Source organism: Microbacterium sp. NPDC055502, assembly GCF_053643635.1.
The window spans coordinates 1,120,032-1,143,063 of record NZ_JBSHKJ010000001.1 but is presented as its reverse complement, the minus strand read 5'-3'; the positions used below and the strand labels follow the sequence as shown (position 1 = coordinate 1,143,063).

Below are 23,032 nucleotides of genomic sequence, written 5' to 3'. Positions count from 1 at the left end.
TCAGCCGCCGCGCGCCCGGACGAGTGCCGCCGCGTGCGAGCGGCTGCGCGCGCCCAGCTTCGCGAGCACGTTCGACACGTGCGTCTTCACCGTGGGCACCGAGATGCGCAGCCGGGCGGCGAGCTGCGCGTTCGACCAGCCCTGCAGGATCCCGTCGAGCACCTCCTGCTCCCGCGCGGTGAGCTCGCCCAGGGCGGGGGTGGCGGCGGCGGGCGGACCGTCGACCGCGGACTCCGCCACCGCGGCGAGCGCACGCCGGGTCACGCGCGGGTCGAGGGCGCCCTCGCCCGCCGCGACCCCGCGCACCGCCTGCACCAGCGTCGGCGCATCCACGGTCTTGAGCAGGAACCCCACGGCCCCGGCGCGGATCGCCGCGAGCACGAGCTCGTCCTCGTCGAAGCTGGTGAGCACCAGCACGTCCGCCAGACCCCGGTCGACGATCTCCCTCGTGGCCGAGACGCCGTCGCGCCCCGGCATGCGCAGATCCATCAGCACCACGTCGGGGCGCAGGGCGGCGGCGTTGCGCACGGCCACCTCGCCATCGGCCGCTTCGCCCGCCACCACGATGTCGTGCGTCTCGAGCATGATGCGCAGTCCCGCGCGGATCGCGCCGTGGTCGTCCGCCAGCAGCACCGTCGGGGCGCTCACGACCGCGCTCCCGCCGGCAGCCGCGCCTCCACGGTCCAGCCGTCGCCGTCGGGCCCCGCCTGGAACGCGCCCCCCAGCGCCGCCACCCGCTCCCGCAGCATCTGCAACCCCCACCCCTCGCTGTCGTGCCGCATCGGGGCGACCGCTGCCGTCCCGCCGAGCGACCGCACCCGCACCAGCGCCTCGTCGCCGGAGCGTGCGATCCGCACCTCGACCTGCGCACCCCGCGCGTGCCGCACGCAGTTGCCGAGCGCCTCCCGCACCACCCGCACGACCGCCTGCTCGCCGCCCCCGCCGAGATCGCCGAGGTCGCCGAGCTCCGCCGCGTCGAGGCGGACCGTCAGCCCCGACCGCTGCGCCTCCTGCACGATGCCGTCGAGGTCGGCCCAGCTCGGCGTGGGCATGAGCGGGCCGCCGCCGCGGCGCAGCACCGAGATCATCGACCGCAACGCACCGTGCGCGTCGAGGCCCGCGTCGCGCACGGCCCGCAGCGCCGCCCGGTCGTCGGAGCGGTCCGGACGCGTCGCGAGCGCCGCCTCGGCCCGGATCGCCATCGCCAGCACGTGCCCGGCCACCACATCGTGCAGCTCGCGCGCCATGGCCTCCCGCTCCCGCTGCACGGCCTCGGTGCGGTCGCGTTCCGCGGCGGCGGCAGCGTCCTCGGCGCGTTGACGATGCAGCTCCGCCAGCTCGTGCGCCTGCGAGACCGCGACCGCCCACCAGTAGTCGGTTCCGAATATGGCCCCGAACTGCACGCCGAACAGCACGGCCACCGGCACGTCGACGTCGGCGAACAGCAGTGCGGCGAAGAACAGCGCCGCGGTCGCCGTGCCCAGAGAGATCAGGAGCACGCGGCGGCCGCGCGGTCCGGCGCGGAACGCCGCCATCCACAGCACGTCCAGCAGCACGACCAGGGTGCCGACGCCCCCCACGGTGAGCAGGTCGGCGAGGAACAGCACCGTCACGAGCACCAGCACTGTCCACGGCCGTCGTGCCTTGCCGAGCGAGAGCACGCATGCCGGAACCGCGAGCACCAGCGCCCACCACGGCGACACGTCGTCCGACAGCAGCGAGAACGGACCCCAGAGCCCGTGGAAGCCGAAGGCGGCCATGACCACGGAGAGCACCAGCGCCCCGAGCGGATCTGCCCACCAGCGGTGGCGCCGATACCAGGCGCCGAGACCGCCCTCGCCCGGTTCGTGCATGACCTCATGCAACCACGGTGACCGCGGGGTCGCATCCGACGAAGGGATGAGGGTCGTGCGGCAGACGGTACTTTCGCCCGATCCGCCCGGCCGCGCCGGCCGTGACGGTGGAGGCATGGAACTCTTCGGCGGACTCCCCCTCCCCCTGTCGCTCGCGGTACTGGCGCTCATCGACGGGCTCAGCGTGGGCACCCTGCTGATCCCCGTCTTCCTGCTGCTGCACCCGGGGCGCGTGCGCGCCGGTCGCATCGTGCTGTATCTGGTGACGATCGCGGGGTTCTACCTGGCGGTCGGGCTGCTGTTCCTGTGGGGACTGGTGAACCTGGCGGACGTCGCCTCCGACTTCCTCGCGTCCCCGGCGGGGATGATCACGCGGCTGCTGGTGGGCGTCGCGCTGCTGATCACCGCGTTCGCGATGCCCACCTCGAAGCCCGCAGCGGTCGGCGATGGGGAGCGGCAGCCTCCGCGGGTGTCGCCGTGGACCGGCAGGCCGTCCGCCTCCGGTCGCGCCTCCGCGGCGACACCCGACCCGGCCCCGCTGTTTCGAGCGGCCGCCTCCGACCCGGAGCCCGAACCGCGATGGACCGGCGCGTCGTCCGATTCGCCCGTCGCCGCCACGGGTTCCGCTCTCGAACGCCCCGAGTCCGCGACCACGGGGCACGCACCCGCGCGCCCTGGACGCCTCATGCGGTGGCGCGAACGCCTGCTCGACCCGCGCACGCGAGGGTTCGCGGTGATGGCGGTCGCGATCGCCGCGGGGCTCGTCGAGGTCGCCACGATGCTCCCCTACCTCGTGGCCATGGCGATGCTCGCCGACGCGGGTGTCGACACCCCGTTCCGCGTGCTCGCGCTGGTCGGCTATTGCGCGCTCATGATCGCGCCCGCCCTCGTCCTCCTGGTGCTGCGGCTCGTGGCGGCGCCGCTCGTGCAGCGCCCGCTGGAGCGCTTCGCGGCGTGGATGGAGCGCACGGGCGCCGAGAACACGGCATGGATCATCGGCATCATCGGGTTCCTGATCACGCGGTCGGCCGCCACCGAGCTCGGGCTGTTCGACGCGCTCGGCGCGATCCTCTGAGCCGGTCGGCGCAGCGTCGGCGACGAAGTAGGCTCGTCGGGTGCGTCTCGTCATCGCCCGCTGCTCGGTGGACTACTCCGGCCGGCTCAACGCCCATCTCCCGCTCGCCACGCGCCTGCTCGTGCACAAGGGCGACGGGAGCCTGCTCGTGCACTCCGATGGGGGAAGCTACAAGCCCCTCAACTGGATGAGCCCGCCCTGCTCCCTCGCCACGGAGGTCCCGGGCGAGGAGGAGGCGACCGCCGGCGTCGTCGAGGTGTGGCGCGTCACGCACAAGAAGACGGGCGATGCGCTGCGTGTGCAGATCTACGAGATCATCCACGACTCGCAGCACGAACTGGGCATCGACCCCGGGCTGCAGAAGGACGGCGTCGAGGCCGACCTGCAGCGCCTGCTGGCCGAGCAGGTCGAGCTCATCGCCGAGGGCGCGACCCTGGTGCGCCGGGAGTATCCGACCGCCATCGGTCCGGTCGACCTGCTGGTGCGTGACGCGGAGGGCGCTGCGATCGCCGTGGAGGTCAAGCGCCGGGGCGACATCGACGGCGTGGAGCAGCTGACGCGCTACCTGGAGCTGCTGGGCCGCGACCCCCACCTCTCCCCCGTGCAGGGCGTCTTCGCCGCGCAGGAGATCAAGCCGCAAGCCCGCGTGCTCGCCGAAGACCGCGGCATCCGCTGCCTGGTGCTCGACTACGACGACATGAAGGGCATCGAGTCGGGCATCCCCCGGCTGTTCTGACGCCGCTCGCCGCGGTCAGCGCACGGAGATCAGCCGTCGCGGTGGCCCTTCCAGCCGGGCGACCGCGATCCTGACCTCGGTCACCTCGTGCTCGATCCCCGTCAGCCGTTCCTCCAGGGCCCCGAAGCGCGCGCCCATGCCGGAGAATCGCTCCTCCACCATGGCGAACCGCGCATCCGACGCCGCGAACCGCGCATCCATCCGCTCTTCCATGCCCGAGAATCGCCCCTCGACCATCGCGAACCGCTCATCCATCCGCGCATCCGACGCCGCGAACCGCGCATCCATCCGCTCTTCCATGCCCGAGAATCGCCCCTCGACCATCGCGAACCGCTCAGCCATCCGCGCATCCGATGCCGCAAACCGCGAATCCATCCGCGTGACGAGCCAGCCGAAGCCGCTTGCCATCGCGACGATGATCGTCACCGTCGACCCCAGGATGGTGATCACTTCCATCGACACGAACATCTCCCCAGTCTCACTCGCGTTCCCGCCGCTGTCACGACCCTACGGTGCAGCATTCCGCCGTTCGCGCCGCGGCCACGCGATCCGGGGAGCACGCGTGAGACTGCACACCCGTGCAGCAGGACCGGGCAGGCGTCCGCGGACCCATAGGCTGGAGAGATGGCCCCCTCCCCTTACACCTGCGTGCTCTGGGACGTCGACGGCACGATCGTCGACGCCTCGGTCGGCATCCTCCGTCGGCTGCACGTCGCCCTCACGCACTTCGGCCGTCCCGCCCCGACGCGGGAGGAACTGGTGCACTGGATCGGGCCGCCCATGTTCCAGTCGTTCCAGGACCAGGCCGGCATGACGCCCGCGGAGTCCGCCGAGGCCGTGGCGTTCTACCGCACGCTGGGAAAGGCCGACGGTTACACCACGGACGTGCGCACGTATCCCGGTGTCGCCGAGCTCATCCACGACCTGCATGCCGCGGGAGTGCCGCAGGCGACCGCGAGCTCCAAGCCGGAGAACCAGGTCGATGCGCTGGTCGACCACTTCGGTCTCCGGCCCGCCTTCCTCACGACCGTCGGCGCGACTCCGGACGAGGCGACGCTCGCGTCGAAGACCGACATCGTCGCCGAAGCCCTGCGCCGCCTGGGCGCGCTCGGCGTCGACACGTCACGCCCCGTCCTCGTCGGCGACCGCCATCACGATGTCGAGGGCGGCAAGGCCAACGGCGTCCCCGTGATCTTCGTCGAGTGGGGCTTCAGCGACCCGCACGAGGGAGACGACGCGGCGTTCCGCGTCGCCTCGGTCGACGAACTGCGGGCTCTGCTGCTCGGCTGAGCCCGTCACCACTGACGCAGAAAACGGAACTCCCCGTCGAAAGGACGCTCGAGTGCGTTCTTCAGACGGGGAGTCCCGGTGTCGTCCGCGTCAGAGCGGACGGATGTTCTCTGCCTGCAGGCCCTTCGGACCCTGCGCCACATCGAACTCGACTCGCTGGTTCTCGTCGAGAGACCGGTAGCCGGATGACTGGATGGCGGAGTAGTGCGCGAAGACGTCAGCGCCTCCGTCGTCGGGGGAGATGAAGCCGAAGCCCTTCTCCGAGTTGAACCACTTGACCGTGCCCTGGGTGCTCATGTACTGCCTGTTCTGCTGATCTAGAAGCCGACGCAGGGGTGCACCGACATCGCTAACGCTAGTGGAGGCGACCCCGGCGGCAATAGGAGAGGCAAGAAGGTAATCCAAATGTTGCATGAGCGTCATGCGACCAGCGCGGCGGGGCTCTCTATCCGCTCCCGGAAAATGGTGTGGCCCTCACCGCGGGGGGAGCGATGAGGGCCGAAGACGACCGGAGGGTGCGTCAGAGACAGCCTAGCCCCTTTCGGACCTCCTTGTCCCCCTTTTGGGGGACAAATCCGAAAATTGGTGGGAGAATGAACGAGAGCGGCCCCCTCGAGTAGCCCATTGGGGACTGAACTACTCGAGAGGGCCCAATCGCATACACGGATCGTCGTGCCCCTGGGGTGGGCCGTCCGTCTCCTGGGGAGAGACGGAGACGATCAATCCCCTGTGCATGCACCTTCACCATAGGGGAGGACGACCGTTCCCGCCACGGATCCTCGCCGCCGGTAGCCTGAGGCGGTGACGATGCTGAACAAGGACATGACGCTGTGCATCTCGCTGTCCGCGCGACCCAGCAACAACGGAACCCGCTTCCACAACCACCTCTACGAGGCACTGGGGCTCAACTGGATCTACAAGGCCTTCGCGCCGACCGATCTGGCCCAGGCGATCGCCGGTGTCCGCGGACTCGGCATCCGCGGATGCGCGATCTCCATGCCCTATAAGGAGGATGTCATCGCCCTCGTCGATCGGATGGACGCCTCCGCGCGCGCGATCGACTCCGTCAACACCATCGTGAACGACGACGGGGTACTGACCGCCTACAACACCGACTACTCGGCGATCGCGACCCTGATCGCCCGCAACGGCATCGACCCGCGGTCGTCTGTGCTGCTGCGGGGTTCGGGCGGCATGGCGAAGGCGACCGCTGCGGCCCTCCGCGACGGGGGCTTCACCGACCTCACGATCGTCGCCCGCAACGAAGCCCGCGGGCGTGCCCTCGCGGACCAGTACGGATTCGACTGGCGTCCGGAGCCCGGCGACGCGACAGCGGACGTGCTCGTCAACGTCACGCCGATCGGCATGGCGGGCGGGGGCGAGGAGCACGCGCTCTCGTTCAGCGAGCAGGCGATCGCGGCATCGACGGTGGTGTTCGATGTTGTCGCGCTGCCGGCGGAGACCCCCGTGGTGGCTGCGGGGCGTGCGGCGGGCGCCACGGTCATCACCGGTGCCGAGGTCGCGACCCTGCAGGCGCTCGAGCAGTTCGTGCTCTACACCGGTGTGCGTCCGACACCGGCCCAGGTCCAGGCCGCCGAAGACTATATGCGATCCGGGGCATGAATCCCCGCGCAACCGATCACCCGGCACGCCCTTCGGCCAGATAGGCCAACCGGTGCAGCGTCTCGGCGTTGCGCCACCGCAGGATCGGGGCGGTCAGGAAGCGGGGGAGCAGGGTCGCGGGGCCCTTCACGGGTTCCTCGTCGATGCGCACCTGGCAGCCGGTCGCCGTCGACCTCGCCCGCAGGGTGACCTGCGCCTCGCCGACCGGCCAGCCACGCGCACGCAGCACCGCCCGGTGCGGCGGATGCCACTGCAGCAGTTCGGTCGTATCGTCGAGCAGCGCGGGCCACACGCCGACCGAATGGTGCAGCTGCGCGCCCGGAGCGGGCCAGGCCGCGTCGACATCGCGCATGCGCGACGCTCCGACGACCCAGGCGGGGTACAGCCAGCCGTCCGCCAGCACACGGAACACGTCCTCGGTGGTGCACGCCAGGTCTCGGGTGTTCGTCGCCATGGTTCCTCCGTTCCGCCGCCAGTGTGACGGGTGCGCACACCGCCTGCACAGGCGCTTGACAAGCGTCGTCCCCTCACCGCTAGCACAGTCCATCGCCGAACGCTCCCCCCTGGAGGACCGGTCCCAGCGCTGCGAGGGTCAAGTCATGCTCCACAGACTCACCGGCCGGATCTCGCACGGCGTCGAGACGATCGTGCGCGACGACTCCCCGTTCCTCCTGACCCGCGGCTACGACTTCGGAGCCCGCATCTGGCGGCGTGCACGACCGGGCGCCCGGTCTGCCCCGATGCGCCTGCTCGGCGACGAGGCCGCCCTCGTCCGCGGCGCCGAGGGCATCGACCTGTTCTACGACGAGAGTCGCATCGTCCGGCACGGCGCGATGCCCGCGATCGTGCAGGAGACGCTGTTCGGGCACGGCTCCGTGCACAGCCTCGACGGCGACGCCCACCGTCACCGCAAAGCGACGTTCGTCGCGGTCGCCTACGAGGACGAGCAGGTCGCTCGGCTCACGCCCTGGCTCGAGCGGGAGTGGGCGCGGGAGCGCGACGCCTGGCTCGACGGCGGCACCCGCAGCGCCTATGACGCGGCCGTCGGGGCGTTCGGACGCGCGATCATGGGCTGGGCGGGCCTTCCGGGGACGCCCGCCGCGAAGACGCGCTGGGCCGCTCGGCTGGCCCAGATCGTCGACGGGTTCGGCGCGCCGTACTCGCCCGCCTACCTCGCCGCGACCGCGAACCGGATGTGGTCCGACCGGCACGCTCAGCGCCTCATCGAGGCCGTCCGCGCCGGAACGCTCGCGGCTCCCGAGAGCACCGCGCTCGCGCTGTGGGCCGCGCACCGCAGCGCCGACGGCACCCTGCTTCCCGCCAGGACCGCGGGCATCGAACTGCAGAACAGCATCCGGCCGATGATCGCCGCCGCCCGGTTCGTGGCGTTCGCGGCGAAGCAGCTCCACGACCACCCGGAGTGGCGCGCCCGCATCGCGGCCGAGACCGCGGAACGGCAGGCTCTCGTGGGCGGCGCTCTCGCCACCCGGTTCGCGCAGGAGGTGCGGCGCACGGGACTGTTCGTGCCGATGCTCCCGGGTCGTGCGCTCACCGACATCGAGATCGACGGCGTGCGCGTGCCGAAGGGCGGTCGCGTGGTGCTCGACATCCTCGGCACCGACACCGACGAGCAGTCGTGGGCGCACGCGCACCGCTTCGCCCCGGAGCGCTTCACCGACGTGACTGACCACGAAGAGGTGAAGACGTTCATCCCGCAGGGCGGGGCCGACGTCGCCTCGGGACACCGCTGCCCCGGCGAGAAGCTCGTGGTCGCGGGACTCACGGCTGCGATCGCGGTGCTCAGCGACCCGCGGCTGCGCGTGCTCGACGAGGGCCTCGCGGTGAACCGACGACGGCTGCCCACCAAGCCCGCGTCCGGCGGACGGGTGCGCGCGGCCGGCTCCGGCCGCGGCTGCCCCTTCCACTGAGCGCGGGATCGCATGCGCCACGGCACCTGTCAACCGGGTGTTCACACCGACCGGCGACGCGGAGGCTGGGACGACCACAGTCGACCGGAGCAGAGGACATCATGAAGGCACTGACCTGGCAGGGCAAGCGCACGGTGACGGTCGAGGAGGTCCCCGACCCGCAGATCCAGCAGCCGGAGGACGCGATCATCCGCGTCACCTCATCGGCGATCTGCGGCTCCGACCTGCATCTGTACGAGCTGCTCGGTCCATTCCTGGATCGCGGCGACATCCTCGGGCACGAGCCCATGGGTGTGGTGGTCGAGGTGGGCGCGAACGTCACCTCGCTGCAGCCCGGAGATCGCGTCGTCATCCCGTTCAACATCGCGTGCGGGGAGTGCTTCTTCTGCCGTCGCGGCCTGCAGTCGCAGTGCGAGACCACGCAGGTGCGCGAGTACGGCAGCGGAGCAGCCCTGTTCGGCTACACCAAGCTCTACGGCCAGGTGCCGGGCGGACAGGCGGAGTACCTGCGGGTGCCGCTTGCGGACTACAACCACATCAAGGTCGCGCCCGACCTTCCCGACGAGCGCTACCTGTTCCTCAGCGACATCCTCCCCACCGCGTGGCAGGGCGTGGAGTACGCGCAGGTGCCGGAGGGCGGCACCCTCGCCGTGATGGGCCTCGGCCCGGTCGGGCAGTTCGTCGCCAGGGTGGGCCGTCACCGCGGGCACCGCGTCATCGCCGTCGACCCGGTGCCCGAGCGGCGGGCCATGGCCGAACGGCACGGCATCGAGACGCTCGACCTCACCGACACCGTCGTCGCCGAGATCCGCGACACCACCGAGGGCCGCGGGGCCGACTCCGTGGTCGACGCGGTGGGGCTCGAAGCCCACGGGAACGGCGGCATCGAGTTCGTGCAGAAGGCCGTGGGGCTGCTGCCCGATCCCGCCGCGCGACAGCTGCTCGACAAGGCGGGGATCGACCGCCTCGCCGCGGTCTACGCCTCGATCGACGCGGTGCGACGGGGCGGGACCGTGTCGCTGAGCGGCGTCTATGCGGGTGACGCCGACATCCTGCCGATGAAGACGATGTTCGACAAGCAGGTCACGCTGCGGATGGGGCAGTGCAACGTCAAGAACTGGATCGACGACCTGCTGCCGCTCGTGGAGGACGCCGCCGATCCGCTCGGCGTGATGGACCTCACCACGCATCACGCCCCGCTCGACGACGCACCCGACCTCTACCGCACGTTCCAGCAGAAGGAGGACGGCTGCATCAAGGTCGTGCTGCATCCGTCCACGGTGTGACCGTGGGGTGATCAGTCCTCCGGGCGCCGAGTGCCGATGCCGGGCTCGTCGTTGTGCTCGGACTCGTCCGGCACGGAGGCGTCGGATGACGGGTCCACGCGGGCGGCCTGCCCGGCGCCCGCGTCGGCCCCCGCACCGCCCGCCGGCACGTTCTCGATGAGGTCGGCGTCGTCCCCGCCCCGCTCGGCGAGGTGCTCCGAGATCGGACCGGCACCGGGTCGGGCGGACCCGGCATCGGGGGACGGATACGTGGGGTCGGTGGGCTCCGCGCCGGACTCGACCCTGTCCTCCTCCTCCGGCTGCATGCGCTCCGGATCGTTCAGGTGGCCCTCGTCGTGCGTCATGGCGTGCTCCTCTCGTCGGATGAGACGTCCAGGGTGCGCCGGATGCCGCGCGAGGGGAGGGCCGTTGACAGCACCTCGTCGCGCGGGTATCCGGCGCACCTCTCGGACGCGCATCCGCAGCGTCCGCCGCGATGCCGCCGTCCGGGGAGTCCTCAGCCCTTCGCGCCCTTGCGGGGCTTGAGGAACTCGTCTGGAGCGTTCTTGGCCTTCTTGGCGGCCCGCTTCTCCTTGAGTGAGAGCTGCGGGGCCTTCTTGCTCGCTCGACCCTGGGTGGACTTTCCGGACATGTGCGCTTCCCCTTTTCGTGGCTGGCGTAACCCCTGACCATACCCGGAACGGCATAGAAGTCAAATTTCCTGCTGAGCGGCAAAAAAAGCGTCGCCGTCGGCCGGTCGGGAACGGCGTCTCGCGAGGGAGCGGTCGGGGTGATGGCACGGCCGCCGGAAGCGATCGAGGCGCTAGCGTGTGCGCTCATGAGCGTCTACCGCGACCTGGGACTTCGACCGCTGATCAACGCGTGGGGCACGGTGACCGCGGTCGGCGGCTCGCTCCTGGCGCCCGAGGTGCTCGACGCGATGCGCGAGGCCGCCGGGGCCTACGTCGACCTGCACGCCCTGCAAGCTCGGGCGGGGGAACGCATCGCCGCCGCGCTCGATGTGGAGGCCGCCTGTGTCACTGCGGGAGCGGCCGCGGGGCTCACGGTCGCCACGGCCGCCGCGATGACCCGCGACCACCCGGAGCAGCGCGCCCGGCTGCCGCGCGCCTCCGGACTGCCGGACGAGTGCCTGATGCTGCGCGGCCATCGCAACCGCTACGACACGGCGGTGGCGGTCGCGGGTGCCCGCGTGGTCGAGGTGGAGGACGCGACGGGGGCGAGCGTGGAGGAGCTGCGCCGGGCCCTCAGCGACCGGACCGCGCTCCTGCTGTGGATGGCGGAGGCCCGGTCGCTGCCCGGCTCGCCGCCGCTCGCGGAGGTCGCCGCGGTGCTGCACGAGCACGGCATCCCGCTGGTGGTGGACGCCGCCGCCGAGGTGCCGCCGCGGGCGCTGGTGCGGCAGATGCTCGACGAGGGTGCCGACCTCGTGGTGCTCAGCGGTGGCAAGGAGGTCCGCGGACCGCAGTCGTCGGGGATGATCCTCGGTCGGCGCGAGCTGGTGGCCGCGTGCGCGGCCGTCGCCTATCCGCACCACGGTGTCGCCCGGGGGATGAAGACCGACAAGGAGACGATCGTGGGGCTGGTGGCGGCGGTCGAGCTGTTCGCTCGGCGGGACGAGGCCGTGGAGCAGGCCGCCCGGGAGCGGATGGTGTCGGAGCTGGTCGCGGGGCTCGCGGGGTGCGCGGATCTGCGCGTGCGGCGCCACGTGCTGGAGCGCCCCGGCATCCAGCCCGCCTCGATCCCGCGCGCCTACGTACGGCCGCTGCACGCGACGGCAGCGGCGGTTGCGGAGCGTCTGCGCTCCGGTGATCCCGCGGTCGTGGTGGGCGTGGACGGCGACGAGATCGCACTGAATCCGCAGTGCCTCACGCCGGAGCAGGTGCCGGTGGTGGTGCAGGCGGTCATCCGGGCGTGCGCGCTGGTGTCATGAATTTTCATTGACGGTCGCGCGTTCGTAGTTTAGTTTCGTCGTGAACAGGCCGCCCACGATCGAGAGATGCTCATGCCCGCGCTGCGCGACCCCGCCCTGAGCCGCCTCGCCCACAGCCTGCTGTGGCCCGGATTCGCCGGACGCACCGCCCCCGACTGGCTCCGGCGAGCGCTCGACCAGGGTCTCGCCGGCGTCGTGTACTTCGCGCAGAACCTCGATCCCGCCGACCCGGATCAGCCGCGCGCGCTCTCGGCGGAGATCCACGGACGACACCCCGGGGCGCTGATCGGCGTCGACGAGGAGGGCGGCATCGTCACCCGCCTGGAAGCGGCCGCGGGCTCATCAACGCCCGGCAACGCGGTGCTCGGCCGCCTCGACGACATCGACCTCACCGAGCGCGTCGCCGCCTGGACCGGGCGGCTCGTGGCCTCCGCGGGCATCGACGTCGACCTGGCGCCGACCGTCGACGTCAACGCCGACCCGCGCAACCCCGTGATCGGCGTCCGCTCGTTCGGCGCCGACCCCGACGTCGTCGCCCGCCATGCCGCCGCGGCCGTCCGGGGGATCCAGTCCGCCGGGGTCGCCGCGTGCCCCAAGCACTTCCCCGGTCACGGCGACACCGTCACCGACTCGCACCTGGCGCCGGCGACCGCCGATGTGACGCTCGAACAGCTGCACGCCGTGCATCTGCCGCCGTTCCGCGCCGCGATCGAGGCGGGCGCGAAGACCCTCATGACGGCGCACATCCGCGTGCCCGCGCTCGGCGACGCACCGGCGACCCTCAACCCGACGAGCCTGCGCCTGGCCCGCGACCTGGGCTTCGACGGGGTGCTCATCACCGACGCGGTCGACATGGCGGCGATCCGCGGCACGGTCGGCTCGGGGCCCGGCGCGGTCGGGGCCCTCGCCGCGGGCGCAGACCTCGTGTGCATCGGCAACCCCGCCCTCAACCCGCAGGTCGGCGGCGAGCGCACCGACCAGGTCGAGTTCGAGGAGGTGCTGCACGCCGTGTACGAGGCGCTGCGGTCGGGCGCGTTGCCTGTCGCGCGCGCGGAGGAGGCGGCGGCGCGGCTCGCCGAGCTCTCGGCCTGGCGCCGCGACCACGGGGACGACGCCGAGCGCCCGGCGGCCATTGAGGGCGCAGACCTCGTCGCCCGGGCGGCCACGGTGGTCGGTGATGTGCGCCTCGGCAGTGCGTCGGCGACGGTGGTCGACGCCCGCACGAAGCGCAGTGTCGCGGTGGGGGAGGCGTCGGACTTCTTCACCGTGGCGCTGCGCGAGCGGATGCCAGTGGAGCGCGCATCGCTCGCCGGACTCGATGCGACGGCGGCTGCCGCACGGGCGGCCGCGGTCGCCGCGGACCGGACGGAGGAGGTGGTGCTGCTGGTGAATCAGCCGCAGAGCAGTCCGTTCGAGGCGGCCGTGCAGGATGCGGTGCTCGCCGTGCGCCCCGACGCCGTGGTCGTGTACGCGGGGTGGCCCGCAGAGGGTGATGTGCGCGCGGGTCGGGCGGTGCTGGCGCTCGGGGCGTCGCGTGCGTCGGCGGTGTACGTCGCTCGGGTGTTGTCCGGAAGCGCCTGAGACGACACACCGCTCGGCATCCGTTGTTTTGAATGACTCAAAACAACGTGCTACGGTCGGAGGGAACCGGACGGCCAGACCGAGGCTCCCGCGCCGCACTCGACGGTGATCAGGGGAGCACCGCGGGCCGCAGAACCGCACGACCGCACAGGGGGCGAGACCCCCGCTCCGGCGTGCGCGCCGCCAGGGGCCGCCGGCCCCTCCGCGCGAGCCTGCCCTCCGGACGAGAGAGGAACACGCATGAAAGAGTCACGACCCGCCGCCCGCCCCGGCATCCGCTTCATTTCGATGCCGCACGCCCTGGGACGCGGCGCCCGCGAGGACATCGTGTGGGAGGCGCTCGAGCGCATCGACGGCAAGCCGACCCCGGACGTCGGCACGATGCAGGCCGCGATGGGCAACGAAGCTGAGATCCGGCTCGTGCACGACACGGTGCGCGCGTACCTCGACGCCCGTGGCGTGCGGGACACGGCCGCCTGGGCTGCGCGCATCGGAGCGGCGGAGTGAGGCCGCTGGGCCCGCGCGCCGCCGGCGCAGCGGTGCTGCAGGTGCGCGGCGAGTACGCACTGCCGGTGACGCCGATGGATCTGCACACGACACCTCCGCGACCGAACGACGGCGGGATCGTGGTGCAACTGCGGTCGTCGGGTCTCGGCGGCAGCTCCTACGTGGTGGCTCCCGCCGGTGCTGTGCCGAGCGCGATCGTGCTGGAGTACGGCGACGGCCGGGAGCGGCACTGGCGTCGTGGACGCGGGAGCTCCGCTGATGTGGTGCCGTATGTGCTGGTGGACGACTCGGGCTCGACCGGGTACGTGACGGAGAACAGTTGCCTCAAGCAACAAAAGGCGTAGACTGAGGGCATGGCGAACGCCCAGAGCATCGCCGACATCCACGTCGCCCTCGTGAACGTGGTGTCGACGTGGAGCGAGAGCGACGTGCAGACCCAGGTGGCCGAGAGCGTCGGCGTCGCCCTCGACCCCACCGCCATCCGCGCGGTGTATCTGCTCGGGCTGCACGGGGGGGCGCTGGGGTTCGGTGCCCTCGCCGAGCACGCCTCGATGTCGCGCCCGACCACGTCGAAGCTCGTCGCCCGCATGGCCGCGCAGGGCGTGGTCGACCCGATCCGCACCGGCCGCACGGTCGAGGTGCGCCTCGCACCCGCCGGCGAGCAGGCCTACGCACGCCTGGTCGACGCCGGTCACCGCCTGGTGGCAGACGCCCTCGCCGGCTGGGACGCGGACGAGATCTCCGCGTTCCGGCACCAGCTCACGCGCTTCGTCTTCGCCCTCGCCGGCACGCCGTCGGCACCGTCCATCCAGGAGGAATCATCATGACCCGCACCTACGTCGTCACCGGCTCGGCATCCGGAATCGGAGCCGCCACCACCTCGCTGCTGCGCGCCCAGGGGCACACCGTCATCGGTGTGGACCTCGCCGGCGCCGAAGTGGCGGGCGACCTCTCCACGCACGACGGCCGCATCGCCGCCGCGGAAGCCGCGATCGAAGCCGCGGACGGCAGCATCGACGCCGTGATCGCGTGCGCCGGCATCGCCGCCCCCATCGCGAAGACCATGGCGATCAACTTCTTCGGCGTGACCGAGTTCCTGGAGGCCCTGCGCCCCACGCTCAGCCTGGCCGACACTCCGCGTGCGGCCGTGGTGTCGTCGATGGCGTCGCTGCAGCCGGTGTCCGCCGAGCTCGTCGACGCCGCCCTGGCCGGTGACGAGGCCCGCGCGCTGGAGATCGGCGACCGGCTCGCCGCGACCCCCGAGGGCGGGTTCCTCAACTACTCGTCGAGCAAGCGCGCGGTGTCGCGGTGGGTGCGCCGCGAGTCGGTGACGCCCGCGTGGGCCGGAGCCGGCATCCCCCTCAACGCCGTCGCCCCCGGCACCGTGATCACCGCCATGACCGCCGGTCTGCTCGGGTCGCCCGAGGGCCTGGCGCAGGTGGACGCCGCCGTGCCGATGCCGCTCAACTACCACCAGCCGGCGTCGTCCATCGCAGAACTGCTGGTGTGGCTGACCAGCCCGGCGAACACGCACATGGCCGGTCAGACGATCTACTGCGACGGCGGGGCCGACGCGGTGCTGCGCGGCGACGACATCTGGTCGTGGAACGACGCCCCGCAGAGCTGACGCGACACCGCCGGCGGGAGCCGCGGCCTGACCTAGACTGACCGCATGGGGGAGTTGTGGCGCCGGATGTCGCCGCGCTCCTGGGGTCGTCTGTTCTTCGGAGCGCAGGCCCTCGCCGGCGCCGCGTGGTGGATCGCGGTGTTCGTGTGGCCCGGCATCCGCACCGCGACCCTCGGCTCTCTCGACGCGCCGCTCGTCGCGCTGCTCGACATCCCGCTGTTCGTGCTCGGGTCGGCCCTCGCGGCAGCGGGACTGCGCGCCGCGGTGTGGTCGACCACCGGCTGGACGACCCTGGTCGCGGCCGGCATGGCGCTGTACGCCACCGTCACGGGCGCGGCCGGATGGGGCGCGCTGCTCATGGCGGCCGCGGCGCTGGGGTCGATCGGCGCCGCCGTGCTCGTGCTCACCGGCCGGGTTCCGTCCGAGTGGCTGCTGCGGGGGCCGTTCCGGTTCCGGCTCGCGGCGACCGCCCGGCCCGTGGCGCATCTGTCCCGCACGGCCGTGCAGATCCTCGTGTTCTCCGCCGTGTTCCTGGTGGCACTGCCCGCCGTGATCGTCGTCGCCGAGCATCGGTGGGGGCTGCACGTGCCGTTCCCCGTGGCCGTGCGCATCGCCGGTGCGGTGCTGTTCGCGCTCGCGTTCGCGCTGTCGATGTGGTCGGCCGCCTCCATGTCGGTGCGGGGCGAGGGCACCCCCCTGCCCTCGGCGATGCCCCGGCGGCTGGTGGTCGCCGGGCCCTACCGCTTCGTGCGCAACCCGATGGCGGTCGGCGGCATCGCGCAGGGCGTGGCGGTCGGCCTGATGGCGGGCTCGTGGCTCGTGGTGCTGTACGCCCTGTGCGGGTCGCTGGTGTGGAACGCGCTCGTGCGACCACTGGAGGAAGCCGACCTGGAGGCGCGGTTCGGTGCCGACTTCCGCGCCTACCGCGACCGCGTGGCCTGCTGGATCCCGCGGCGTCCGCGCATCACCGCCTGACCGATCCCGCGGGGGAACCTCCCGCCCGGGAGCCGTGCAGCAACCCGTACGCGCCGAGCACCGGCGAGCGCACTGTGCGGTCGGGGTCGAGCGGCCACGCCTGCTCCGGCACCGCGAGCAGCAGCACCCACCCCGTCCGCTCGGCGGCCGCACCCCACCCGCCCGGCACGGCCCCCCGGCGCATCGCCTCGGCGTAGGCGGGCCCGGGCACCCCGAGGTCGCGCAGCCGCAGGCCGTCGTCGCCGCGGAACTCCACGCCCACCCGCCGCACCGGTGCGACCGGACCGTTGACGGGCGGCTCCAGGGTGCTCCACCCGTGCGCACGCAGCACCTCCGCCACGGTCTCGTCCGCGTCGGGCGGCAGAGACAGCAGCAGGCACGGGGCGCCGTCGCCGCCGACATCGACCACGGCGAACGTGAACGTCAGGCGGGGTAGTCGCTCCGGGCGGCGCCGGGCACGGCGGACCGCGCCGAACCCGACCACGACGGCGAACGCCCCCAGGGCCGCCGGTGTGCCAGCGACGAGGAACGCGACCACGACCACCCCCGCGCCCAGGGCCACCCGCGCCCCGCGGTGCCTGTCGGCGTCAACGGTCGGTGTGTGCGCCATGCTCCGGGCCGTCCCCCGCGGTGCCGTCCGCGTCCGGAGCCTCCACCGCCGCGTGCGACCCGTGGGCGCTGTCGGCCGCGTGCACCTCAGCCCTGGTGAGCGGCAGCAGCCTGTCTTCGAAGAACCACCGGGACACGGCGGCGCGCAGGTTCTGATGCCACGGGATGCGCCCCTTCGCGTTCGGCCGTACGACCAGCGGCTGATACGACTCCACGTCGATGAGTTTCCAGCGCTCGTACTCGTCGACGGGCTCGTGCACCTCGACGAACTCGCCGCCGGGCAGTCGCACGATGCGACCCGTCTCGAAGCCGTGCAGCACGATCTCGCGGTCCTTCTTCTGCAGCGCCAGGCAGATCCGCTTCGTCAGGACGTACCCGAGCACGGGACCGAGGATCAGCAGCGCCTGGAGTGTGTGGATCACGCCCTCCATCGTGAGCATGAAGTGCGTGGCGATGAGGTCGGACGACGCCGCCGCCCACAGCACCGCATAGAAGAGGACGCCCGCGACACCGATCGCCGTGCGCGTGGCCGCGTTGCGCGGTCGTTCTGCGATGTGGTGCTCGCGCTTGTCGCCCGTGACCCACGCCTCGATGAACGGATAGAACAGCACGGTGAGGATGAACAGCCCCATCACGGCCACCGGCACGATGATGCCGAACGACCAGGTGCGGTCGAACAGCACCACGTCCCAGTTCGGCGGGGCGAGGCGCAGCGCACCGTCCGCGAAGCCGATGTACCAGTCCGGCTGCGTGCCCGCCGAGATGGGCGAGGGGTCGTACGGCCCGTACACCCAGAACGGCAGGATCTGGAAGAAGGTGCCCAGCAGCGCGATCACGCCGAACACGAGGAAGAAGAACCCGCCCATCTTCGCCGCGTAGACCGGCATGATCGGGTAGCCCACGACGTTCGCGTTCGTGCGGCCGGGGCCGGCGAACTGGGTGTGCTTGTTCACGATCATCAGGATCAGGTGAAGGGCGATCAGCGCGATGACGAGCATCGGCAGGATCAGGATGTGCAGCGTGTAGAGCCGTCCGATGATGTCGGTGCCGGGGAACTCGCCGCCGAAGAGGAGGAACGAGGTCCAGGTGCCGATCAGGGGCAGTCCCTTGATCATGCCGTCGATGATGCGCAGACCGTTGCCGGAGAGCAGGTCGTCGGGGAGCGAGTAGCCGGTGAAGCCCTCCGCCATCGCCAGGATGAACAGCGCGAAGCCGATCACCCAGTTGAGCTCGCGCGGCTTGCGGAACGCGCCGGTGAAGAACACCCGCAGCATGTGCAGGCCGATCCCGGCGACGAACACCAGCGCCGCCCAGTGGTGCATCTGCCGCACGAGCAGCCCACCGCGGATGTCGAACGAGATCCGCAGGGCCGAGTCGAACGCGCCCGTCATCTCCATGCCGCGCATCGGGGCGTACGCACCGGTGTAGTGCGTGGGGACCATCGACGCCTGGAAGAAGAACGTGAGGAACGTGCCCGTGATGAACACCACGACGAACGCCCACAGGGCGATCTCGCCCAGCATGAACGACCAGTGGTCGGGGAACACCTTGCGCCCCAGCTCCTTCATCAGTCCAGAGATGCTGGTGCGCTCGTCGAGGTAGTTGGCGGCGGAACCGACGAAACGGCCTCCGAGGGGTCGTCGGGAGGTGTCGTGGTCTGCCTGGTCGCGAGTGCGCGTCGTGGCCATGGGGTCCTCTTCGGGTGGTCAGGTGAGCGGGAGCCGGGGAAGGAGAAGGGGGCGGGCGGGCGTCAGTGGTCGGCCCGGAGCTGGGCGGCCCGGCGGCGCAGGCCGCTCATGCGCCGCTCCAGGGCGCGCAGGCGTAGCCACGCGTCCACGTCGCGCGTCTCGAGCGCCGCGAGATCGCCCTCCGTCAGGGCATGCAGCCGGTCGACCGTCAGATCGTCGTAGCGCACCCCGTGGCGGTATCCGCGTGCGAACGCCCGCGAGATCCCGAGGATGACGAGGAGGATGATCACGCCGATGATGGATCCGAAGAGCGCGTCCACGGAGTCTCCCTTCGCTGTGTGCCGGAGGCACGTCGGCGGGAGAGCGCGGCGCCAAGAGGGTCGCGGTGTGCGGCGAAGCGGAGGCGGGGACGGTTCCACCGGCAAGAAGCGACACGAGACGACCTTCATGGTCAGTCTTGTCGCTTTGCGGGTACTGCGCCCTCGTCCGCAGGTCCGGAACTCGGACCTGCGGCCACCGTAGCAGAGGTCGTGGAGGCCCGGCCAACCCGGGTCGCGCGTGCACAGGTGCTGTTGCGGTTCCGCCGCTACCCTGGGAGTGTCCCCGGTCACCGGGGCGGCGGACGAGGGAGCAGTACCCGCACACGACGACTGACTCATGAGGGAGTCGTCATGTCCAGGGAGAGGCCGACCGGCGAGGAGCCGACCATGAGCCGACCGTCGATCAGGCAGCTGGTCACCCCCGTCGATGTGGTCCGCGTGGTGCTCGGCTGGGGTGCGTTCGGTGCGCTGCTGATCGCCCACCCGTTGCTCGCGCCGCCCGTGCCCGGTCCGCTGCTGGTGGTCGCGCTCGTCGGCATCGTCGCGGTGATCCTGGTGTGCGCGTTCGGCGTGGTGAAGCAGGCGGAGGCCCTCGCGCACCGGCTGGGCGACCCCTACGGCTCGCTCGTGCTCACCCTGTCGATCGTGCTGATCGAGGTGATCCTGATCTCCGCGGTCATGCTCGGTCCCGGCGAGCACGCCACGATCGCCCGCGACTCGGTGATGGCCGTGTCGATGATCATCTTGAACCTCGTGATCGGGCTCGCGCTGCTGCTGGGCGGGCTGCGTCACCGCGGGATGGCGCACAACCGCACCGGCACGTCGGCGTACCTGGCGATGCTGGTGGTGCTCGTGGCGCTCGGGATCGCCCTGCCCGGGCTCATCGGCGACGACGGCGCGTACACGGTGGGGCAGGAGATCCCGATCATCGTGCTGACGCTCGCGCTGTACGCGTTCTTCCTGTTCCGGCAGATGGGCGCGCAGGCGGAGGACTTCACGGAGGTCGACGAGCGACTGCGGACCGCGGCTCGTACGGAGGAGCCGCGCCCCGGCATCCGGGAGGTGCTCGCCGCGCATCGCACCGAGGTCGTGACGCGGCTGCTCCTGCTCGTGGTCACGGTGGTGCCGATCGTGCTGCTGTCGCACGACATGGCCGCGCTGCTCGACGACGGTCTCGCCAGGGTCGGGGCGCCCGTGGCCCTCGCGGGGCTCCTCATCGCGGGCATCGTGTTCCTGCCCGAGTCGATCACGGCCGTGCGGGCCGCCCTGAACGGTGAGGCGCAGCGCGTCACGAACCTCTGCCACGGCGCGCTCGTGTCGACCGTGGGGCTCACGATCCCCGCGGTGCTGGTGATCGGCATGCTCACGGGGCAGACGGTGGTGCTGGCCGAGTCCCCCGCGAACCTGCTGATGCTCGGCGTCACGCTGCTGCTGTCGGTCACGACCTTCTCCGCGAAGCGCGTGACGGCGATGCACGGCGCCGCACACCTCGCGACCTTCGCCGTATACGTCCTCATCCTGTTCAGCTGACGGGGGGGGTCGCGGCCGGAAAGAAGTGTGTAAGGAACTCCCCGGAGCGGCAAGGCGCGGTCGGCGGTCGACGGGGACGGCGGCGACACCCGAGATTGGAGGGACACACCCCTTCCTCCACACCCGGACGGTCCGCATGAAGACGAAGCTCCTTGTCACCCTCGCCGCGACGGCGCTGCTCGTGGGGGGATCGCTCGCCCCCGCCCACGCCGACGAGAGTCTCCACCCGGATGTCGTCTACGCGCTCGAGCACGTCCCCGGGGGCGTCGTGGTGGACGCGTACACCGCGGAGTGGCCGGATCTCGGCATGGAACTCTCCGTCCCGTCGCCCTTCCAGCGGGCCGTGGGAAGTTGCGCGACCGGACAGTACTGCGCCTATTCGGAGCCGAACCGCGGAGGTACGCGCCTGAGCTTCAGCGTCTGCTCGATCGTCAGCACCGCCGGCCTCAGCACCGTTCGCTCGATCGCCAACGCCCGGTCCTCCGGGACCGTCCAGGCCCGCAACGCCGCGAGCACGGTGCTGGCGTCGGCGGGCGCGGGGGTCACGGCGAACGTCGTCGGTGCGGTCACGAACCTCCGTTGCCTGTTCTGATCGTGCCGCTACCCTGTTCACACCGGATCGCGGCGTGAGGGAGGGGCGCATGTTCCACTTCACGTTCACGCACCCGCTCGCGCTGGCGACCGCGGCGCCCGGTTCCGGCGATGCCGCCGGCTTCCTGCGCGTGGCACCCGGACGCGTTCGGCCCACGTCGCGCGCGGCAGAGCACGACGGCGCCGGCGCGAAGGCGGTGGTGTACCGAAAGCTGTTCGACCAGTACTGGCCCCGCATCCACCGCCACCTGGAGTGCTTCATCGACGACGCGGAGGAGGTCGAGGAGCTCACCGCCGAGGTGTTCCTGATCGCCTGGCGCAAACTCGACCCCGCGAGCCCCATGGGGTTGCGGTGGTTCCTGCGCACCGCCGACAACAAGCTCCGTGATCGCAGTCGGCGTGCGCGCTCCCGCGCCAGTGCGATCGACGCGCTCACGCGCGGGCTCAGCAACCCGGCCGAGCCGCTCGACCCGATGGAGGCACTGGCGCTGCGGCGCGCCCTCCGGTCGCTGAGCGCCAGGGAGCGGCAGGTCGTGGTGCTCACGTACTGGGACGAGCTCAGCGCCGGTGAGGTGGCCGAGGCGCTGCACACCAGCCCCGGAGCCGTGTGGACCACCCTGACGCGGGCACGCACCAAGCTGCGCGCCCGGCTCGAGACGGGACGGGCGCGATGAACATCTCCGACACCGAGCTCGACCGCCTGTTCCGTGCGGCGAACCCGGCGCCGCGGACGACCGACGACAGCGGCCTCACCGCGGCCGAGATCGCGATCCGCGAGGGCATCATCCGCGGCGACTACCGCCCGCAGAGGCGCCGCCGCCGCCCGGCCCTGGTGTGGGCCGGAGTGGTCACGGCGACAGCGGCCGTCGCGGCTGCCACGGTCGTCGCGGTGTCGGTGCTGGTGCCCACGCAACCCGCGGTGGCGCTCACCCCGCCCGCCCTGCACTACACGGCAGCCGGTACCGCGGCGGAGGTGTTCGCCGACGCGGAGCGCACCCTGATGGTCGACGCCGCGGTCGCGCAGGCCCCGGTCGTGCACTCGGTGTCGTGGAACTGGAGCGTCGACCTGGCGGACGAGCACGTCGAGGTCGTGCCCCAGGAGATCACCCTGGAGTGGGGTCCCGGTCAGCCGACCGTCTCGACCATCGTCGCGGGGGAGCCGTACTGGCCCGACGGCGAGCGTCCGGATGGCATCGCCGCGAGCCCGTACGCGCCCGGCGAGCTCATCGACACCGTGGCCCTGTCACCGGAGGAGTTCGCTCTGCCGACCGCGGTCGCCGGACTCTCCGGAAGCTCGCGCGCCGAGCTCGACGCGGCCCTCGGTGCATTCGGGGCCACGTCGGCGTCGTCGTCCGGGGAGCTGCTGGCCGCGATCACCGGCTTGCTGCAGTACTGGACGCTGACGGACGCCCAGCACGCGGCGCTGCTGGAGCTGCTCGACGAGGCAGGGGGCGTGACCGTGCGGGGCGAGACGACCGACCGCCTGGGGCGCGACGTGATCGGCGTGCAGGTGTCCTCGGTGGTGCCCGAGCGGGTGGAGACCGCGTTCATCTCCGTCGAGTCGGGCCGGATCGTCGGTGTGGAGAGCGAGCTCGTGGCGCCGCTGGAGGGTCTGCCGGCCGGCGTGGTGTCGTACACGATGTGGGATGCCGCGCGCTGAGAGGCGGCCGTCGCGACCCTCCGGAGAAGCCGTGTAAGGAACACGGCACTCGTGCAAAAGGGCTTCCCGTGCACGCCCCGATCCGCGCGCACACTGAAAGCTCGCGGTAAGGACATCGGCGTCAGGGCGACGGCAACATCGAGAACAACTCGGGCCTCGTGTACGGCGTCACGTGGGATCCCGCGTCGGCGAAGTTCATCTGACCCCTCACCCCTGGAGCGTT

27 protein-coding genes and 1 riboswitch are annotated in these 23,032 nt (G+C 71.7%); of the genes, 17 read left to right on the top strand and 10 right to left on the bottom strand.

Annotated features, from left to right (window positions below; all coding sequences use genetic code 11):
* The gene (locus ACWH95_RS05680; RefSeq protein ID WP_240744621.1) at positions 1-648 is read right to left on the bottom strand and encodes a response regulator; all 648 of its coding nucleotides are present in this window, start codon (positions 646-648) and stop codon (positions 1-3) included.
* Positions 645-1,853, bottom strand: a complete 1,209-nt coding sequence (locus tag ACWH95_RS05675; protein ID WP_454120334.1) for a sensor histidine kinase — start codon at positions 1,851-1,853, stop codon at positions 645-647. The genes ACWH95_RS05680 and ACWH95_RS05675 overlap by 4 nt, the downstream gene beginning before the upstream one ends.
* Positions 1,854-1,968: 115 nt before the next feature.
* On the opposite strand from ACWH95_RS05675, the gene ACWH95_RS05670 reads away from it, so the two are divergent.
* A complete protein-coding gene (locus tag ACWH95_RS05670) occupies positions 1,969-2,928 on the top strand; it encodes a GAP family protein (protein WP_454120333.1) in 960 nt (319 codons plus the stop codon).
* 40 nt (positions 2,929-2,968) lie between these two features.
* The gene (nucS, locus tag ACWH95_RS05665) at positions 2,969-3,664 is read left to right on the top strand and encodes an endonuclease NucS (protein ID WP_136030957.1); all 696 of its coding nucleotides are present in this window, start codon (positions 2,969-2,971) and stop codon (positions 3,662-3,664) included.
* Positions 3,665-3,679: 15 nt separating this feature from the next.
* Here the strand turns inward: nucS and ACWH95_RS05660 are convergent, their stop codons facing one another.
* Positions 3,680-4,132, bottom strand: coding sequence for a response regulator (locus ACWH95_RS05660; protein ID WP_454120332.1), 453 nt, complete (start codon positions 4,130-4,132; stop codon positions 3,680-3,682).
* Positions 4,133-4,288: 156 nt separating this feature from the next.
* Between ACWH95_RS05660 and ACWH95_RS05655 the strand changes: the two genes are divergently transcribed.
* The gene (locus ACWH95_RS05655; protein WP_136034353.1) at positions 4,289-4,954 is read left to right on the top strand and encodes an HAD hydrolase-like protein; all 666 of its coding nucleotides are present in this window, start codon (positions 4,289-4,291) and stop codon (positions 4,952-4,954) included.
* Positions 4,955-5,044: 90 nt separating this feature from the next.
* Here ACWH95_RS05655 and ACWH95_RS05650 read toward each other — a convergent pair whose 3' ends face one another.
* Entirely contained in the window at positions 5,045-5,251 is a 207-nt protein-coding gene (locus ACWH95_RS05650) for a cold-shock protein (protein ID WP_136034351.1), read from the bottom strand.
* Between the two features lie 504 nt (positions 5,252-5,755).
* On the opposite strand from ACWH95_RS05650, the gene ACWH95_RS05645 reads away from it, so the two are divergent.
* Positions 5,756-6,577 (top strand): shikimate 5-dehydrogenase, encoded by an 822-nt coding sequence (locus ACWH95_RS05645; protein WP_454120331.1) that lies wholly within the window; start codon positions 5,756-5,758, stop codon positions 6,575-6,577.
* Positions 6,578-6,593: 16 nt separating this feature from the next.
* Here the strand turns inward: ACWH95_RS05645 and ACWH95_RS05640 are convergent, their stop codons facing one another.
* Entirely contained in the window at positions 6,594-7,031 is a 438-nt protein-coding gene (locus tag ACWH95_RS05640) for an SRPBCC family protein (RefSeq protein WP_136036882.1), read from the bottom strand.
* Between the two features lie 145 nt (positions 7,032-7,176).
* On the opposite strand from ACWH95_RS05640, the gene ACWH95_RS05635 reads away from it, so the two are divergent.
* A complete protein-coding gene (locus ACWH95_RS05635; RefSeq protein ID WP_454120330.1) occupies positions 7,177-8,505 on the top strand; it encodes a cytochrome P450 in 1,329 nt (442 codons plus the stop codon).
* 101 nt (positions 8,506-8,606) lie between these two features.
* Positions 8,607-9,791, top strand: coding sequence for a zinc-dependent alcohol dehydrogenase (locus ACWH95_RS05630; protein ID WP_454120329.1), 1,185 nt, complete (start codon positions 8,607-8,609; stop codon positions 9,789-9,791).
* A gap of 11 nt (positions 9,792-9,802) precedes the next feature.
* On the opposite strand, the gene ACWH95_RS05625 is transcribed toward ACWH95_RS05630, so the two are convergent.
* Both ACWH95_RS05625 and ACWH95_RS05620 read right to left on the bottom strand, forming a co-directional pair.
* A complete protein-coding gene (locus ACWH95_RS05625) occupies positions 9,803-10,135 on the bottom strand; it encodes a hypothetical protein (protein WP_136036885.1) in 333 nt (110 codons plus the stop codon).
* Positions 10,136-10,287: 152 nt separating this feature from the next.
* Positions 10,288-10,422 carry a hypothetical protein gene (locus ACWH95_RS05620; protein ID WP_275089379.1) on the bottom strand — a complete coding sequence of 45 codons (135 nt, stop codon included), beginning with the start codon at positions 10,420-10,422 and terminating at the stop codon, positions 10,288-10,290.
* A 186-nt stretch (positions 10,423-10,608) separates the two neighbouring features.
* Between ACWH95_RS05620 and ACWH95_RS05615 the strand changes: the two genes are divergently transcribed.
* From ACWH95_RS05615 to ACWH95_RS05585, 7 genes are all read left to right on the top strand, one after another.
* Positions 10,609-11,721, top strand: coding sequence for an aminotransferase class V-fold PLP-dependent enzyme (locus ACWH95_RS05615; protein WP_454120328.1), 1,113 nt, complete (start codon positions 10,609-10,611; stop codon positions 11,719-11,721).
* 66 nt (positions 11,722-11,787) lie between these two features.
* On the top strand, positions 11,788-13,302 hold the full coding sequence (locus ACWH95_RS05610; protein WP_454120327.1) for a glycoside hydrolase family 3 N-terminal domain-containing protein: 1,515 nt from the start codon (positions 11,788-11,790) through the stop codon (positions 13,300-13,302).
* A gap of 240 nt (positions 13,303-13,542) precedes the next feature.
* Positions 13,543-13,809 carry a hypothetical protein gene (locus ACWH95_RS05605; RefSeq protein WP_378822250.1) on the top strand — a complete coding sequence of 89 codons (267 nt, stop codon included), beginning with the start codon at positions 13,543-13,545 and terminating at the stop codon, positions 13,807-13,809.
* On the top strand, positions 13,806-14,153 hold the full coding sequence (locus ACWH95_RS05600; RefSeq protein ID WP_136036217.1) for a hypothetical protein: 348 nt from the start codon (positions 13,806-13,808) through the stop codon (positions 14,151-14,153). The genes ACWH95_RS05605 and ACWH95_RS05600 overlap by 4 nt, the downstream gene beginning before the upstream one ends.
* A gap of 9 nt (positions 14,154-14,162) precedes the next feature.
* Positions 14,163-14,636: a MarR family winged helix-turn-helix transcriptional regulator gene (locus tag ACWH95_RS05595; protein WP_454120326.1), complete on the top strand. Its 474-nt coding sequence runs from the start codon at positions 14,163-14,165 to the stop codon at positions 14,634-14,636.
* Positions 14,633-15,436 carry an SDR family oxidoreductase gene (locus ACWH95_RS05590; RefSeq protein ID WP_136044313.1) on the top strand — a complete coding sequence of 268 codons (804 nt, stop codon included), beginning with the start codon at positions 14,633-14,635 and terminating at the stop codon, positions 15,434-15,436. Before ACWH95_RS05595 ends, ACWH95_RS05590 begins: the two co-directional genes overlap by 4 nt.
* A 45-nt stretch (positions 15,437-15,481) precedes the next feature.
* Entirely contained in the window at positions 15,482-16,411 is a 930-nt protein-coding gene (locus tag ACWH95_RS05585; protein WP_240744660.1) for a methyltransferase family protein, read from the top strand.
* Here ACWH95_RS05585 and ACWH95_RS05580 read toward each other — a convergent pair.
* The 3 genes from ACWH95_RS05580 to ACWH95_RS05570 all read right to left on the bottom strand — a co-directional run bounded on the left by ACWH95_RS05580 (position 16,401) and on the right by ACWH95_RS05570 (position 19,028).
* Entirely contained in the window at positions 16,401-17,021 is a 621-nt protein-coding gene (locus tag ACWH95_RS05580) for a hypothetical protein (RefSeq protein ID WP_136034329.1), read from the bottom strand. The two genes, ACWH95_RS05585 and ACWH95_RS05580, sit on opposite strands and share 11 nt — an antisense overlap.
* Positions 16,999-18,708 carry a cytochrome bc1 complex cytochrome b subunit gene (qcrB, locus tag ACWH95_RS05575; protein WP_454120325.1) on the bottom strand — a complete coding sequence of 570 codons (1,710 nt, stop codon included), beginning with the start codon at positions 18,706-18,708 and terminating at the stop codon, positions 16,999-17,001. Before qcrB ends, ACWH95_RS05580 begins: the two co-directional genes overlap by 23 nt.
* A 62-nt stretch (positions 18,709-18,770) precedes the next feature.
* The gene (locus ACWH95_RS05570) at positions 18,771-19,028 is read right to left on the bottom strand and encodes a hypothetical protein (protein WP_136033285.1); all 258 of its coding nucleotides are present in this window, start codon (positions 19,026-19,028) and stop codon (positions 18,771-18,773) included.
* A 127-nt stretch (positions 19,029-19,155) separates the two neighbouring features.
* Positions 19,156-19,220, bottom strand: a riboswitch (guanidine-III (ykkC-III) riboswitch).
* Between the two features lie 195 nt (positions 19,221-19,415).
* Between ACWH95_RS05570 and ACWH95_RS05565 the strand changes: the two genes are divergently transcribed.
* From ACWH95_RS05565 to ACWH95_RS05550, 4 genes are all read left to right on the top strand, one after another.
* Positions 19,416-20,558, top strand: coding sequence for a calcium:proton antiporter (locus tag ACWH95_RS05565; protein ID WP_136033284.1), 1,143 nt, complete (start codon positions 19,416-19,418; stop codon positions 20,556-20,558).
* Between the two features lie 136 nt (positions 20,559-20,694).
* Positions 20,695-21,150, top strand: a complete 456-nt coding sequence (locus ACWH95_RS05560) for a hypothetical protein (protein ID WP_454120324.1) — start codon at positions 20,695-20,697, stop codon at positions 21,148-21,150.
* Positions 21,151-21,199: 49 nt separating this feature from the next.
* Complete coding sequence (locus ACWH95_RS05555; protein ID WP_454120323.1) at positions 21,200-21,823, top strand: RNA polymerase sigma factor; 624 nt, start codon at positions 21,200-21,202, stop codon at positions 21,821-21,823.
* The gene (locus ACWH95_RS05550; protein ID WP_136035613.1) at positions 21,820-22,809 is read left to right on the top strand and encodes a hypothetical protein; all 990 of its coding nucleotides are present in this window, start codon (positions 21,820-21,822) and stop codon (positions 22,807-22,809) included. Before ACWH95_RS05555 ends, ACWH95_RS05550 begins: the two co-directional genes overlap by 4 nt.
* Positions 22,810-23,032 lie beyond the last annotated feature (223 nt).

Coding starts and splice junctions, on each gene's coding strand:
- ACWH95_RS05675 (WP_454120334.1), bottom strand. CDS start 1,853: ATGCACGAACCGGGCGAGGGCGGTCTCGGCGCCTGGTATCGGCGCCAC.
- ACWH95_RS05670 (WP_454120333.1), top strand. CDS start 1,969: ATGGAACTCTTCGGCGGACTCCCCCTCCCCCTGTCGCTCGCGGTACTG.
- ACWH95_RS05660 (WP_454120332.1), bottom strand. CDS start 4,132: ATGTTCGTGTCGATGGAAGTGATCACCATCCTGGGGTCGACGGTGACG.
- ACWH95_RS05655 (WP_136034353.1), top strand. CDS start 4,289: ATGGCCCCCTCCCCTTACACCTGCGTGCTCTGGGACGTCGACGGCACG.
- ACWH95_RS05650 (WP_136034351.1), bottom strand. CDS start 5,251: ATGAGCACCCAGGGCACGGTCAAGTGGTTCAACTCGGAGAAGGGCTTC.
- ACWH95_RS05640 (WP_136036882.1), bottom strand. CDS start 7,031: ATGGCGACGAACACCCGAGACCTGGCGTGCACCACCGAGGACGTGTTC.
- ACWH95_RS05635 (WP_454120330.1), top strand. CDS start 7,177: ATGCTCCACAGACTCACCGGCCGGATCTCGCACGGCGTCGAGACGATC.
- ACWH95_RS05630 (WP_454120329.1), top strand. CDS start 8,607: ATGAAGGCACTGACCTGGCAGGGCAAGCGCACGGTGACGGTCGAGGAG.
- ACWH95_RS05625 (WP_136036885.1), bottom strand. CDS start 10,135: ATGACGCACGACGAGGGCCACCTGAACGATCCGGAGCGCATGCAGCCG.
- ACWH95_RS05620 (WP_275089379.1), bottom strand. CDS start 10,422: ATGTCCGGAAAGTCCACCCAGGGTCGAGCGAGCAAGAAGGCCCCGCAG.
- ACWH95_RS05615 (WP_454120328.1), top strand. CDS start 10,609: ATGAGCGTCTACCGCGACCTGGGACTTCGACCGCTGATCAACGCGTGG.
- ACWH95_RS05610 (WP_454120327.1), top strand. CDS start 11,788: ATGCTCATGCCCGCGCTGCGCGACCCCGCCCTGAGCCGCCTCGCCCAC.
- ACWH95_RS05605 (WP_378822250.1), top strand. CDS start 13,543: ATGAAAGAGTCACGACCCGCCGCCCGCCCCGGCATCCGCTTCATTTCG.
- ACWH95_RS05595 (WP_454120326.1), top strand. CDS start 14,163: ATGGCGAACGCCCAGAGCATCGCCGACATCCACGTCGCCCTCGTGAAC.
- ACWH95_RS05590 (WP_136044313.1), top strand. CDS start 14,633: ATGACCCGCACCTACGTCGTCACCGGCTCGGCATCCGGAATCGGAGCC.
- ACWH95_RS05585 (WP_240744660.1), top strand. CDS start 15,482: ATGGGGGAGTTGTGGCGCCGGATGTCGCCGCGCTCCTGGGGTCGTCTG.
- ACWH95_RS05580 (WP_136034329.1), bottom strand. CDS start 17,021: ATGGCGCACACACCGACCGTTGACGCCGACAGGCACCGCGGGGCGCGG.
- qcrB (WP_454120325.1), bottom strand. CDS start 18,708: ATGGCCACGACGCGCACTCGCGACCAGGCAGACCACGACACCTCCCGA.
- ACWH95_RS05565 (WP_136033284.1), top strand. CDS start 19,416: ATGAGCCGACCGTCGATCAGGCAGCTGGTCACCCCCGTCGATGTGGTC.
- ACWH95_RS05560 (WP_454120324.1), top strand. CDS start 20,695: ATGAAGACGAAGCTCCTTGTCACCCTCGCCGCGACGGCGCTGCTCGTG.
- ACWH95_RS05555 (WP_454120323.1), top strand. CDS start 21,200: ATGTTCCACTTCACGTTCACGCACCCGCTCGCGCTGGCGACCGCGGCG.
- ACWH95_RS05550 (WP_136035613.1), top strand. CDS start 21,820: ATGAACATCTCCGACACCGAGCTCGACCGCCTGTTCCGTGCGGCGAAC.